We start from the raw sequence: 14,314 nt of genomic DNA on the forward strand, positions 1-14,314 counted from the left end.
GAAATAGCACTTCACTGGTTCATTCTTAATATCGTTGTCTATACGGTTGATTAAAGGCCTTCAAAATATCCTCAGAAGTCTCAGAATAAGCTTTTGATTCTTTAAAGATACCTTTGACGATTATACGCTCGGTTTCATCATAATCAACACAAGTAACCAAAGTAATCTCCTGCACACCAATACGATCATCGATTTCATCTACACGGTCTGGTGTAACACGTTTTACTTCTGTAATCTCATAAGTATAAACTTTATCCTTATCCGTCAGATAAATTTTCATACCCGCTTTGGCATTGACCAAAGGTGAGAAGAGCATTTGACTGGCATTTTCAGCAGTAAAGATATGGTGACTTGCTAGAGAATAGTTGCCTTCTCCCATTTTTTGATCTGGTTTCATGGTCCCTGCTCCGTAGAACAGGTTTACATTGTCCAAACCTTTAAAAATCGGTAAGTTAATCTCCACTTCGGGAATAGCAATACCTCCAATAACGGGAAGTTTCTGAGCATCCCATTGTGAAGCCAATACAGCTTCGGATGAAATAGACTTAACAGAGTCAAAATCAAAATTCCCTTCGGTTTTTAGATTTTCATCTATATTTTCCTTAGTGACTTGATTGACTTGGTATTTATTGGTATTCCAGACCAAAAAGATATCGCGAATCTTTGAATTAAAAATTAAAGCTAGCGATAAAAGAATTAAGAAACCTGCTAAAATATTAATAAATAGATTTCTGCGCTTATTCTTCTTATTTTTCGTTTTTTTATGAGACATTATGCTTCACCTTCTGTTTCAATTTCAGTCCCAACTTCTTCTTTTTCTGCCGCAGCAACCGTTGTAAAGGTCACAATCTTAGCATCCTGATCTAGACGCATCACCTTAACTCCCATAGTTGAGCGTCCAGTTTGTGAAATATTGGCAACGTTAGTACGGATCATGACACCTGTATCTGTGATAATCATCAGGTCTTCATCTCCTTTAACAGTAAGAAGACCTGCCAGAGGACCATTCTTCTCAGTAACATTGGCTGTCTTCATCCCTTTACCACCACGGCCTTTAGTAGGATATTCAGTAGCAAGTGTACGTTTACCATATCCTTTTTCAGTGATGATAAGAACTTCGTCTTGGTTCGTAATCACGCTAGCACCAACTACTGTGTCCCCTTCACGAAGATTGACTCCTCGGACACCTGTCGCGATACGGCTCATGCCACGAACAGCTGATTGATTAAAGCGAACGGCATAACCAAACTTGGTACCTATGATAATATCCGTATCTTCTTCTGTCAGCAAGACATTAATCAATTCGTCTTCATCCTTAAGATTCAAAGCTTTAAGTCCATTTTGACGAATATTAGCGAACTCTTTGACACTGGTTCTCTTCACGACACCATGACGAGTTGTAAAGAAGAGATAAGCGTCATCACTACGTTCAGACTCAACGTTGATGATGGTCTGAATACTCTCACCTTCGTCCAACTTCAATAGATTGACAACTGGCAAGCCCTTAGCAGTACGACCGTATTCAGGGATTTCATAACCTTTCAGTCGATATACGCGTCCTTTATTGGTAAAGAAGAGCAAATGATCATGGGTGCTGGTTGAAACCAACTCACGCACAAAGTCATCATCCTTAACTCCCGTACCTTGAACTCCACGGCCACCACGTTTTTGAGCAGTGAATTCACCTTGGTCCAAACGTTTGATATAGCCCTTATTAGAAAGGGTAATCAAGACATCCGTTTCTTCAATCAAATCTTCATCTTCAAGAGTTAAGACTTCTCCGATCATCAACTCCGTACGACGCTTGTCACCAAACTTGCGTTTGACTTCGTCCAATTCCTCTTTGATAATTTGCGCCACGCGCTCAGGTTTGGCAAGAATATCAGCCAAATCTGCAATCAAGGCAATCAACTCATCATATTCAGACTGAATCTTATCACGTTCCAATCCTGTCAAACGACGAAGACGCATATCAAGGATGGCTTGACTTTGACGTTCAGAAAGCTTGAACTTGCTCATCAACTCAGCTTGCGCTTCCGCATCTGTTTCACTGGCACGAATGATACGAATCACTTCATCGATATGGTCAAGTGCAATTAAAAGACCTTCTAAGATGTGCGCACGCGCTTCGGCTTTTTCCTTGTCAAAACGAGTACGGCGAACAACCACTTCTTTTTGGTGCTCGATATAAGCATCCAAAATTTGACGAAGGGACAAGATTTTTGGCACACCATTTTGAATCGCCAACATGTTGAAACCAAAGTTGGTTTGCATCTGGGTCATCTTGAAGAGGTTGTTAAGGATAACGTTGGCAGACGCGTCGCGTTTAACCTCGATTACAAAGCGAACGCCTTCACGGTTGGACTCATCACGTACGGCTGTAATGCCCTCAATTCGTTTTTCCTGAACCAAGCGAACAATATGCTCATGCACCTTGGTTTTATTAACCATATAAGGGAATTCCGTTACAACGATGCGCTCACGACCCGTCTTAGTGGTTTCAATCTCTGTACGAGAACGAAGGACAATGGAACCTTTACCAGTCTCATAAGCCTTATGGATACCTGATTTCCCCATGACAAGAGCACCAGTCGGAAAATCTGGACCAGGCAAGACTTCCATCAAGTCCTTAGTCGTCACTTCAGGATTATCCATAACCAACTTCACTGCATCAATGGTTTCACCCAAGTTGTGAGGTGGAATATTGGTTGCCATCCCAACAGCGATGCCAGTTGCCCCATTGACCAAAAGGTTTGGAAAACGAGCTGGCAAAACCAAGGGTTCACGTTCGTTAGCATCGTAGTTATCTACAAAATCAACGGTGTTTTTATTGATATCACGAAGCATTTCAAGAGCAATCTTGCTCATACGTGCCTCAGTGTACCGCTGCGCGGCAGCACCGTCCCCGTCCATAGAACCAAAGTTTCCATGCCCATCAACAAGCATGTAACGGTAGCTCCACCACTGAGCCATACGAACCATAGCTTCATAGATAGAGTAATCTCCGTGTGGGTGGTATTTACCCATAACATCCCCTGTAATACGGGCTGATTTTTTATGAGGTTTGTCTGGTGTAACACCTAGTTCATTCATTCCGTATAGAATACGACGGTGAACAGGTTTTAAGCCATCTCGAACATCAGGAAGGGCCCGCGCAACGATAACGCTCATGGCGTAGTCGATAAAGCTGGTCTTCATCTCCTTTGTCAGATTGACATTCACTAAATTTCTATCCTGCATTCATAAATGCCTCATTTCACTATTAGTAATTAGATATATTATACCATAATTTGTCCTTCATTTCAGTCTTTGAAAACCACTAAAACGTTTACATCGATAACCGAATAGAATATTCGTGACAAAGCTTTTCAAAAGTGATAGAATGAAATTGTCTGGGGATTCCCCTAAAAAAAATGAAGGAGATGTTTAGATAATGACTTCAACTAAACAACACAAAAAAGTGATCCTTGTTGGTGACGGTGCCGTAGGTTCATCTTACGCTTTCGCACTTGTTAACCAAGGAATTGCACAAGAGCTTGGAATTATCGAAATTCCACAATTACACGAAAAAGCTGTTGGTGATGCGCTTGACCTTAGCCACGCCCTTGCCTTCACTTCACCTAAAAAAATCTACGCTGCTCAATACTCTGACTGTGCAGACGCTGACCTTGTTGTTATCACTGCAGGTGCTCCTCAAAAACCAGGTGAAACTCGTCTTGACCTTGTAGGTAAAAACTTGGCTATCAACAAATCAATCGTAACACAAGTTGTTGAATCAGGGTTCGATGGTATCTTCCTTGTTGCAGCTAACCCAGTTGACGTTTTGACTTACTCAACTTGGAAATTCTCTGGATTCCCTAAAGAACGTGTTATCGGTTCAGGTACTTCACTTGACTCAGCACGTTTCCGTCAAGCACTTGCTGAAAAATTGGATGTTGATGCTCGTTCAGTTCACGCCTACATCATGGGTGAACACGGAGATTCTGAATTTGCGGTTTGGTCACACGCTAACATCGCTGGTGTAAACCTTGAAGAATTCCTTAAAGATACTCAAAACGTTCAAGAAGCTGAATTGATTGAATTGTTCGAAGGTGTTCGTGACGCCGCCTACACAATCATCAATAAAAAAGGAGCTACATACTACGGTATCGCAGTAGCACTTGCTCGTATCACAAAAGCAATCCTTGATGACGAAAATGCAGTACTTCCACTTTCAGTCTTCCAAGAAGGTCAATACGGTGTTAAAAACGTCTTTATCGGTCAACCAGCTGTTGTTGGTGCACACGGTATCGTTCGTCCAGTAAACATCCCATTGAACGACGCTGAAACTCAAAAAATGCAAGCATCTGCCAAAGAATTGCAAGCTATCATTGATGAAGCATGGAAAAACCCTGAATTCCAAGCTGCTTCTAAAAACTAATGAAAAGAAGGTTCTCAAACATGGGAACCTTTTTCTTTTTGCACTGAATCATAACTCAACTTTTCAAATAAACAAAAAAAGCCTATCGACCAAGCAATGAAGCTTGATACAATAGACTTTTTGAAAATTCATTATTTAACAGCGTCTTTAAGAGCTTTACCAGCTTTGAATGCTGGAACTTTAGAAGCTGCGATTTTGATTTCTTTACCAGTTTGTGGGTTACGACCTTTACGTGCAGCACGCTCACGAACTTCAAAGTTACCGAAACCGATCAATTGAACTTTTTCACCAGCTGCAAGGTATTCAGTTACTGCTGCAAATACAGCGTCAACTGCTGCTGCTGAATCTTTCTTAGTCAATTCTGTAGCTTCTGCTACTTTAGCGATCAAATCTTGTTTGTTTGCCATGTTAAAAAATCCTCCAAATAATTTCTAATTAACAAATATAATCATATCCTAAAATCGGCTATAGGTCAAGTCAAAAACACTATTTTGACCATTTTTCTCAATTTTTTTAGGAATTGTAGCGAATTAGAATCGCCCAAGCATTCTCTCCAGTATGAGTTTGAATAATAGAGCCAGTTTCCAATACAGAGATTGGCTTCTCAACATAAGGTTGCAATAATGCCTTCATCTCATTCGCCCATTCGTTCGTTCCAGCATAAGAAATTCCAATTTCTGCAACTGATTTTTGGGAAAGAGTATTGGTTAATTCCTCAAGCCACTTTTTGAACGTTTTCGTTCCACGTCCTTTGGCGATTGGTTGGAGTTCGTGGTTTTTCATCTGCATTACTACACGAATATTCAAGAGTGAGCTTAGTAATCCTGTCACACGTCCAATACGACCACCCTTAACTAAGTTTTCTAGCGTCGAAACACCGATATAGAGTTCTGTATGATTTTTGACGTCCTCTACATGAGCTAAGATCGTTTCTAAATCTTTACCTTCTTTAGCAAGTTTTGCGGCTTCAACAACTTGGAACTTCATCGCTTGATCTGTAAAGGAACTATCAATAACTGTTACATCAGCAGTTGAGAGGCTGGCCCCTTGGCGAGCAGCTTCCACAGTTCCAGACAAGGCATGGGACATGTGAATGGCGATAATTTGACTACCATCTTTACCTAGTTCTTCAAAGACCTCAGCAAACACTCCTACAGGTGGCTGACTTGTTTTAGGCAGATTCTTACTTTGTTGCATAAGATGAAGGAATTCTCCCTCTTTCAAATCTGCATCCGAATAAAGCACACTATCAATCATAACTGATAGAGGGACAACAGTGATATTTAATTCTTTAACTACTTCTGGTTCGATAGTAACAGAAGAGTCCGTTACAATTTTTACTTGTGTCATAATTCAATCTTTCTATTCTTCTCGATAGGATTGGGATTTTCTCCTTTATTATATCAAAAAAATGATAAAAAATCATAAGTGATCCGATGAAAAGAACTGAATTTTTGGTATAATCTATCTATAGAAAAGTGAGGAACAGCCATGATTCGAAAACTTCAACCGATTATCACTATTATTTTTGGAGCTGCTATCTATGCCTTCGGTCTTACTTACTTTGTTGTTCCTTATCATTTATTTGAGGGTGGGGCGACAGGTATTACCTTGATTACCTACTATCTTTTTAAGATTCCTGTCTCATTGATGAACCTCTTGATTAATATCCCTTTATTTATCCTGGCTTGGAAAATATTTGGACCTAAGACCCTCTACTCAAGCCTTCTAGGATCCATTTCTCTTTCCGTTTGGCTAGCAATCTTTGAGCGCATTCCTTTGAACATCGACTTGCAAGGAGATCTCATCATTGTCGCTTTAGTCTCAGGAGTCTTACTAGGGGTTGGTTTAGGAATTATCTTTAATGCTGGTGGAACCACTGGCGGCTCTGATATCGTTGCCCGTATCCTCAACAAATACACCAATATTTCGATTGGGAAATTGCTTTTTGGGATTGACTTTTTTATCCTAATGTTGATTTTGATTATCTTCCAGGATCTTCGTCTAGTTACCTATACCCTCTTGTTTGACTTTATCATCGCTCGTGTTATCGACTTGATAGGCGAAGGAGGTTATGCTGGTAAAGGATTTATGATTATTACCCAATATCCTGATCAATTGGCCAAAGAGATTAACGATGAACTCGGACGTGGCGTTACCTTTATATCTGGTCAAGGCTACTACAGCAAAAAGGATCTAAAAATTATCTACTGTATCGTCGGTCGAAACGAAATCGTTAAAATGAAAGATATGATTCACAAAATTGATCCTCAAGCCTTTATCACCATCACTGAGGCTCATGAAATTCTGGGTGAAGGATTTACTTATGTGAAAGATTAAAAAAGCTGGGAATTCCCAGCTTTTATTCTTCTTCTGCGAGGGTTGAATGGCGGAACCCGTAAGTAAAGTAAATGACTAGACCAACTAGAAGAGCGATGCCAAAGGAAATCCAGGTATCTAGACTATATTGAAGCATAAAGGAAACACAGATAAGAATGGAAAGAATTGGCAAAAGTGGCACCAAGGGTGTTTTAAACTCTCCCTCTTTTGGCATACCCTTATCCTTTCTGAGTTTTATTATTCCGTAGGCTAGCAAAATGAGATAAGCTAGCGTACAGATATTTAAGAAGGCTGCAATACTGGCTAGAGGAAACACTCCTGCAGCAATAGCTGAAGCAACTCCTGTTAAGAGGGTTGCATTTTTAGGAACACGACTAGTCTTGCTTAATTGTTTGAAACTTTGGGGTAAAAGTCCATCACGTGCTAAACTATAAATCATCCGAGACAAAGCGTAAGTCATGGAGATACATACGGTTATCAGGGTTAGAATGGCTACAAGCGAAACATAATTTGCCGCCCAGCCGATACCAATACTCCGTAATGAAAATGCTACTGCATCGTCCACATTGAGCTTACTGTAGTGAACAATCCCTGTCAATACTAAGGTTACCAAAGCATAGAGAATGGTGACGATTGTCAGAGAAAGCACGATTCCGCGGGGAATATTTTTTTGAGGACTTTGAATTTCATCAACTGCCATGGAAATAGACTCAAATCCGAGAAAACCAAAGAACATCAAAGATGCGCCCGCCATAATCCCAGTACTTCCACCATATAGTTGACCAAAACCAAAGGGAGCAAAATTCGACCAATTTTCAGGTTTGATGTACCAAATACCAACTAGGATAAATAAGGCGAGAGCTGAGAATTTCAAGACCACTAAAAGCGAATTAAATCTCAAAGCTGCCTTAGAATTTAATAAAACCAATCCCGTTACCAATGTCAGTACTAAAATAGGCAGAAGATCGATATAGGTTCCCTGTTCAGGATTAAAGGTTCCATTCAAGGCTTGGGGCATGGAGATACCATAATTACTGAGCAATCCCTTAAAGTAAGCTGCCCAGCCAGACGCCACACCTGAAACAGCTGTCATGAATTCCATGATGGTCAACCAACCAGCAATCCAGGCTGGCAATTCTCCTAAAATCGCATAGAGGTAACTATAAGCACCACCAGTAGCAGGCACACGAGAGGCAAATTCTGCGAAAAAGAGGGCTGAAAGAGAAACACATAGAGCAGAAATCACAATGGAAATCACTAGTGATGGACCAGCTAGGGTAGCCGCTGCTGTTCCTGTAATGGTGAAAATCCCCGTCCCCACCATAGCACCTATTCCTAAAAGAATCAAATCCCACAACTTCAAATGGCGGTGCATCTCTGTCTGTCTCAGACTAACATCCTTGGTTCTAAAAATATTCATACTTCATCTCCACTAAATGTAATTGTTTTATTTTACCATATAAAAGCAGTTTTGTGAATATTTATTAAGTCCTTTTTTGAAAAAAATTCTGAACAGAAAGGATTCCTGTTCAGAATTTGCATTTTTACCCACTGATTCTTTCAATTTGTTACTAATCAAGCGAGTAGGCTCAACAGTATACCCCATTGAAAGTTTTTGGGGATTTGGGATTTTTTAAACTTCAAAGTAAGGGAACGGACGGTCACTATCTAAAGAACGATTTGGAACTTCTTGTTCCAAAATAGCGCGCCAACCAGATACCAATTCTTCAAAAGTCAATTGGGCTTCTGGAGAAGCTGTTGTCAGCTTCCGACCAAACCAAGCCATGGTTGCAGTTTCAAACTGAAGCATAGCGTACTGGATTACTGGTACATTTGCCTCTTCATAATTTTCATTTACTGCACGCGCTACTTCTGTCGCTTGCGGAAGGAGTTGATTGCTGATTTTATCAACAACAGTCGCATCCATCTCTCTCCATGAAAGAAGTTGACCATTTACCTGATAAAAGAGCTCAAAGGTTTCTTGATTTTCCTTGAAATTAGCAAGAACAAAAGCACGTTCTACTGTCTCAGGACCACCAGCAGCTTTTACAGCGTTTATCAAGAGGTTTTGTTCCATTTGTCTCCAATAATCATCTGCTTCTTCTGCTAAATCAATTGTAAAAGGTGGAACAATTTCCTCGACAGGAATTTCACCTTTATTCGCTTTTTCAACATTACCAAATAATTTTTTTAAGAATCCCATTTGCTTCTCCTTTTTGGATTTATCCGACTGAACCTTCCATTTCATAACTAATCAAGCGGTTCAGCTCAACTGCATATTCCATTGGAAGTTCTTTTGTGAAGGGCTCGACAAATCCCATGACAATCATCTCGGTTGCCTCAGATTCTGATAAACCACGACTCATGAGGTAATAGAGTTGTTCCTCTGAAATCTTAGATACTTTGGCTTCGTGCTCCAAAGCAACTTGCGAGTTGTGAATTTCATTGAATGGAATGGTATCTGACGCTGATAAGTCATCCATGATAATGGTATCACACTCGATGTGAGAAACAGATTTCTTAGAGTTCTTGTTAAAGGTTACTTGTCCGCGGTAGTCAACCTTTCCTCCGCCTTTAGCGATGGATTTAGACACGATAGAGGAGCTTGTGTGTGGAGCGTTATGGATCATCTTGGCACCCGTATCTTGGTGTTGACCAGCATTAGCAAAGGCGATCGAAAGCATGGTACCACGGGCCCCTTCTCCATCCAGATAAACAGATGGGTATTTCATGGTTGTTTTAGCACCCAAGTTCCCATCAATCCACTCAACAGTCGCATCTTTCAATGCTTTGGCACGTTTTGTTACTAGGTTATAAACGTTATCTGACCAGTTTTGGATAGTTGTATAGCGCATATAAGCTCCGTCCAAGGCAAAGATTTCTACAATGGCAGCGTGCAAGCTGTTGCTAGAATAAGTTGGTGCTGTACATCCTTCTACGTAATGGACGCTTGCTCCCTCATCAACGATAATCAAGGTACGTTCGAACTGACCTGTATTTTCGTTGTTGATACGGAAGTAGGTTTGAAGTGGAATATCTACCTTGACACCTTTTGGCACATAGATAAAGGTTCCACCAGACCATACTGCCGAGTTAAGGGCTGCCAACTTGTTATCTGTCGGCGGTACCAACTTAGCAAAGTATTGTTTAAACAAGTCTGGGTATTCCTTGAGGGCAGAATCCGTATCTGTAAAGATAATACCCAATTTCTGGAACTCTTCCTTCATGTTGTGGTATACCACTTCTGACTCGTACTGGGCAGAGGCACCAGCTAGATAAGCACGCTCAGCTTCAGGAATCCCGATACGTTCAAAGGTTTCTTTGATTTTTTCAGGAACTTCATCCCAAGAACGGGCAGGTTTATCAGAAGGTTTTTGGTAGTAGATCAAGTCATCAAAATCAATCTCTGACAAGTCTGCTCCCCAGGTTTGCATAGGCATTTTTTTGAAGGTTTCATAAGACTTCAAACGGAATTCTAACATCCACTCAGGTTCTCCCTTAGCAGCTGATAATTCGCGAATGACTTCTTCGTTCAATCCTTTTCCTGTCGATAGGACAGGCTCTACATCGTCATGGAAACCAAATTTATATTCACCAAGGTCAATTGGTTTTGGTTCTACTCTTTCTTCAGCCATAATATCCTTTCTTTCATTCTTCATTTCTACTGATTCGTAAGACAAAAGAAACTTGTCTTATTTGTTTTCTTGGTCTTCAATTGTTTTCTTAAGGGCATTCCAAGCTAGAGTTGCACACTTAATCCGTTGTGGGAATTTGGCAACACCTGATAAGAAAGCCGCGTCTCCAAGTTGGTCTTGACGCTCATCTTTTTGCCCTTGAACCATTTCAGAAAAAATAGTTGCAAGTTCTAAAATTTCTTGTTTGGTCTTGCCTAAAACTGCATCTGTCATCATACTAGCAGAGGCAGTTGAAATCGTGCATCCTGAATTTAGAAAAGCAATATCTTCCAAACGGTCCTCTGCGTCAAACTTGACAGAGAGGTTGATGACATCCCCACAGGTTGGATTATTGAGGCTGATTTGCTCAGCATCTTCCAGCTTCCCTTGGTGATGTGGATTTTTCGAATGGTCTGCCACCACTGCCATATAAAGGCTATCTAGTTTAGAAAGTGCCATTGAAAAACTCCTTTGTCTTTTGTAGGGCATCGACTAGCTTGTCACAATCTGCCTTGGTATTATAGATATAAAAACTTGCACGAGCTGTTGCTGGGACTTCCAAATATTGGAGCAAAGGTTGGGCGCAATGGTGACCGGCTCGAACTGCTACTCCTTCATAATCAAGTGCTGTAGCTAGGTCATGGGGATGAAGATCCCCTAGGTTAAAGGCAATGACACCTGAACGTTGAACCAGGTCTTGCGAACCATAAATGGTTAACCCTTCAATTTCCTTCAATTTTGGAAAGACGTATGCAATCAGTTCTTGTTCATGAGCTTCAATGGCGTCCATGCCAATCTTTTCCAGATAATCCACTGCTACAGCAAGTCCGATAGCACCTGCCATATTTGGCGTTCCAGCCTCAAATTTCCAAGGCAATTCCTTCCAACTAGCAGATTGCTCATAGACGAAATCAATCATCTCGCCACCAAACTCAACTGGTGACATTTGTTCCAGATACTTTTCTTTACCGTAAAGGACACCGATACCAGTCGGACCAGCCATCTTGTGACCTGAAAAGGCAAAGAAGTCCACATCCAAGTCCTGGACATCAATCTTCATATGTGGCGTAGACTGAGCACCATCCACCACCATGATGGCTCCAACTTGGTGGGCCAATTGCGTGATTTCCTTGATCGGATTGACCACACCAAGAACATTTGAGGCGTGAGCTAGGGAGACAAACTTGACTTTATCAGTCAATTTAGCTCGCAAGTCATCCATATCCAGAGCTCCGCCCTTGAGATAAACATAGACAAGCTCTGCTCCAGTCTTGCGGCAAGCCTCCTGCCATGGAATGATATTGGAATGATGTTCCATTACTGAGATCAAGACCTGGTCTCCCTCAGTCAGAATTTCCTCAGCGAAGCGTGCCACCCAGTTAAGACTGGTCGTCGTTCCTCTGGTAAAGAGTACTTCCTTTGTAGAGCTTGCATTGATAAACTTACGAATGGTTTCACGAGCAGCTTCATAAGAAGCTGTTGCACGTTCCGCTAAGGTATGAACACCACGGTGAACGTTGGCATTGTCCTGCTCATAGTAGCGGGTGATTGTTTCAAGAACTGCTAGTGGTTTTTGTGTCGTCGCAGCATTGTCCAGATAGACCAGAGGTTCATCGTTGACAATCTGGTCTAAAATTGGAAAATCCTTGCGAATCGCTTCTACATCTAACATAGGCTTCCCCTTAGCGTTTTGACAATTTTTCTTCGATGGTTGCAATCATTTCATCACGAACTTCCTTGACTGGAATCTCTACGATAACGGATCCAAGGAAACCACGAACAACCAAACGTTCTGCAGTTGCCTTGTCCAAGCCACGGCTCATGAGGTAGTACATGTCTTCTGGATCTACCTGACCGATAGACGCCGCGTGTCCTGCAGTAACATCATTTTCATCAATCAAAAGAATTGGGTTGGCATCTGAACGCGCCTGGTCTGAAAGCATGAGAACTCGACTTTCTTGTTGGGCATCTGCTCCTTTAGCTCCCTTGATGATGTGACCGATACCGTTGAAGGTCAAAGTTGCTTTCTCAAGAATAACCCCATGTTGGAGGATATTTCCAATAGAGTTGCAACCATAGTTGGTTACGCGAGTGTCAATCCCTTGCACCTGACGACCACTTGAAAGAGCTACAACCTTAAGATCCGCATGGCTACCATTTCCAAGCAAATCGCTATCAAAGTCTGCAACGACATTTCCTTCGTTCATGACACCAATCGCCCAGTCAATGCTTGCATCATTGCCTAGTTTACCACGACGGCTAATGTAGGCAGTGACATTTTCACCTAAACGGTCAATGGCCGCAAATTTCACTTGCGCACCAGAACGAGCAATCACTTCCACTGTGATATTGGCAGTTGCTTTTGCACTACCTCCACCTCGTGACTCTAAACGCTCCAGATAACTAATCTTGCTGTTTTTACCAGCGATAATCATAATATGCTTATTAAACGGTACATCACTATCGCTGTCTTGGTAGAAAATCCCTTCAATTGGCTCTGCAATCTCAATATTATCAGGAATGTAGAGAACAGCACCACTGTTAAAGTAAGCTGTATGGTAGGCTGCTAACTTGTCATCGTCATACTTAACAGATGACATGAAGAATTCCTCAATAAGCTCTGGAATTTCTTCTAAAGCTGAGTGGAAGTCTGTAAAGACAACACCTTGTTCAGCTAACTCAACTGGAGTTTGTTCAAAAACAGTCTGCGTTCCTACTTGCACCAACTTCAAATGGTTATCTAAAGCAGTGAAGTCAGGAACATTTGCTGAAGGCTCGCTTTCTGTAATGGTTCCATCTCCCAGATTCCAACGATGAAATTTGACACGCTCAATAACTGGTAATTCCAAACTCTCAATCTTATCAAAAGCTTTTTGACGGAGGTCAGCCAACCAGCTTGGTTCAGCGTGCATTTCTGAAAAAAGTTTAATATTCTCTTTAGTCATTTACTTCTCCTAAAAGATACGAGGGAATTACAATTCTTCCTTGTAGTCGTAGCCAAGTTCTTCAGCTAGTTTTGCGTATCCTTCACGTTCCAAACGGGCAGCCAATTCTGGACCACCAGAAAGGACCACACGACCTTCCATCATCACGTGTACCACGTCTGGTGTGATGTAGTTCAAAAGACGTTGGTAGTGAGTGATAATCATAGCACCAAATCCCTCGCCACGCATAGCATTCACACCTTTCGATACAACTTTAAGGGCGTCAATATCAAGACCTGAGTCAATCTCATCCAAAAGGGCAAAAGTTGGTTCCAACATCAAAAGCTGAAGAATTTCATTACGTTTTTTCTCACCACCAGAGAATCCTTCGTTGAGGTAACGCTCTGCCATTTCTTCTTTCATGTTGAGCAATTCCATTTTCTCGTCTAGTTTAGTGATAAACTCACGAACTGAAATCTTTTCATCATCTTCTTTACCAGCATTCATAGCTGCACGAAGAAATTCAGCGTTGGTAATTCCTGGAATTTCAGATGGGTATTGCATAGCCAGGAAAAGTCCCATACGCGCACGCTCGTCCACTTCCAACTCAAGAATATTTACGCCATCAAACAAGACCTCACCTTTGGTAACTTCATAGTTAGGGTTCCCCATGATAGCGGCAGAAAGAGTCGATTTACCAGTACCATTTGGTCCCATGATAGCTGCGATTTCTCCTGTTTTCAGAGTCAGATTGACCCCCTTCAAAATTTCTTTTCCTTCAATCTCAACGTGAAGATCTTTGATCTCTAATACTGACATGATAGTTCCTTTCTTTTTCCGGCCTACTTCCTTTATCATTAGAGAAATCACTTACATTTCTCTAAAAAATACAAGAAAAGGTCCATAAATATACTCTACTAGTATAACAAAAAAAAGCCTAAAAGGCTTTGATTTTG

The 14,314-nt window shown here is 41.3% G+C and carries 13 protein-coding genes; 2 read left to right on the top strand and 11 right to left on the bottom strand.

The window, feature by feature from the left end; all coding sequences use genetic code 11:
• Positions 1-25: 25 nt before the first annotated feature.
• A complete protein-coding gene (locus M1F63_RS05655; protein WP_000018505.1) occupies positions 26-772 on the bottom strand; it encodes a class A sortase in 747 nt (248 codons plus the stop codon).
• A complete protein-coding gene (gene gyrA, locus M1F63_RS05660) occupies positions 772-3,240 on the bottom strand; it encodes a DNA gyrase subunit A (RefSeq protein ID WP_247940939.1) in 2,469 nt (822 codons plus the stop codon). Before gyrA ends, M1F63_RS05655 begins: the two co-directional genes overlap by 1 nt.
• A 193-nt stretch (positions 3,241-3,433) precedes the next feature.
• On the opposite strand from gyrA, the gene M1F63_RS05665 reads away from it, so the two are divergent.
• On the top strand, positions 3,434-4,420 hold the full coding sequence (locus tag M1F63_RS05665; protein WP_000204722.1) for an L-lactate dehydrogenase: 987 nt from the start codon (positions 3,434-3,436) through the stop codon (positions 4,418-4,420).
• 131 nt (positions 4,421-4,551) lie between these two features.
• Here the strand turns inward: M1F63_RS05665 and M1F63_RS05670 are convergent, their stop codons facing one another.
• Entirely contained in the window at positions 4,552-4,827 is a 276-nt protein-coding gene (locus tag M1F63_RS05670) for an HU family DNA-binding protein (RefSeq protein ID WP_001284636.1), read from the bottom strand.
• A 106-nt stretch (positions 4,828-4,933) separates the two neighbouring features.
• Entirely contained in the window at positions 4,934-5,770 is an 837-nt protein-coding gene (locus M1F63_RS05675) for a DegV family protein (protein WP_049479367.1), read from the bottom strand.
• Positions 5,771-5,911: 141 nt separating this feature from the next.
• Between M1F63_RS05675 and M1F63_RS05680 the strand changes: the two genes are divergently transcribed.
• Positions 5,912-6,760 (top strand): YitT family protein, encoded by an 849-nt coding sequence (locus M1F63_RS05680; RefSeq protein ID WP_049479368.1) that lies wholly within the window; start codon positions 5,912-5,914, stop codon positions 6,758-6,760.
• A 22-nt stretch (positions 6,761-6,782) separates the two neighbouring features.
• Here the strand turns inward: M1F63_RS05680 and M1F63_RS05685 are convergent, their stop codons facing one another.
• From M1F63_RS05685 to sufC, 7 genes are all read right to left on the bottom strand, one after another.
• The gene (locus M1F63_RS05685; RefSeq protein WP_049479369.1) at positions 6,783-8,180 is read right to left on the bottom strand and encodes an APC family permease; all 1,398 of its coding nucleotides are present in this window, start codon (positions 8,178-8,180) and stop codon (positions 6,783-6,785) included.
• A gap of 213 nt (positions 8,181-8,393) precedes the next feature.
• Positions 8,394-8,963: a hypothetical protein gene (locus M1F63_RS05690; RefSeq protein ID WP_049479370.1), complete on the bottom strand. Its 570-nt coding sequence runs from the start codon at positions 8,961-8,963 to the stop codon at positions 8,394-8,396.
• A 19-nt stretch (positions 8,964-8,982) separates the two neighbouring features.
• The gene (gene sufB, locus M1F63_RS05695) at positions 8,983-10,395 is read right to left on the bottom strand and encodes a Fe-S cluster assembly protein SufB (protein WP_000797057.1); all 1,413 of its coding nucleotides are present in this window, start codon (positions 10,393-10,395) and stop codon (positions 8,983-8,985) included.
• Positions 10,396-10,452: 57 nt separating this feature from the next.
• Complete coding sequence (gene sufU / locus M1F63_RS05700; protein WP_125328406.1) at positions 10,453-10,893, bottom strand: Fe-S cluster assembly sulfur transfer protein SufU; 441 nt, start codon at positions 10,891-10,893, stop codon at positions 10,453-10,455.
• Positions 10,880-12,106 carry a cysteine desulfurase gene (locus M1F63_RS05705; RefSeq protein ID WP_247940940.1) on the bottom strand — a complete coding sequence of 409 codons (1,227 nt, stop codon included), beginning with the start codon at positions 12,104-12,106 and terminating at the stop codon, positions 10,880-10,882. Before M1F63_RS05705 ends, sufU begins: the two co-directional genes overlap by 14 nt.
• Before the next feature lie 10 nt (positions 12,107-12,116).
• Positions 12,117-13,379: a Fe-S cluster assembly protein SufD gene (gene sufD, locus M1F63_RS05710; protein WP_125328404.1), complete on the bottom strand. Its 1,263-nt coding sequence runs from the start codon at positions 13,377-13,379 to the stop codon at positions 12,117-12,119.
• A 27-nt stretch (positions 13,380-13,406) separates the two neighbouring features.
• On the bottom strand, positions 13,407-14,177 hold the full coding sequence (gene sufC, locus M1F63_RS05715) for a Fe-S cluster assembly ATPase SufC (RefSeq protein ID WP_000114489.1): 771 nt from the start codon (positions 14,175-14,177) through the stop codon (positions 13,407-13,409).
• Positions 14,178-14,314: the final 137 nt, after the last annotated feature.

It is taken from the genome of Streptococcus oralis (genome assembly GCF_023109155.1).
GTDB lineage: Bacteria > Bacillota > Bacilli > Lactobacillales > Streptococcaceae > Streptococcus > Streptococcus oralis_BZ.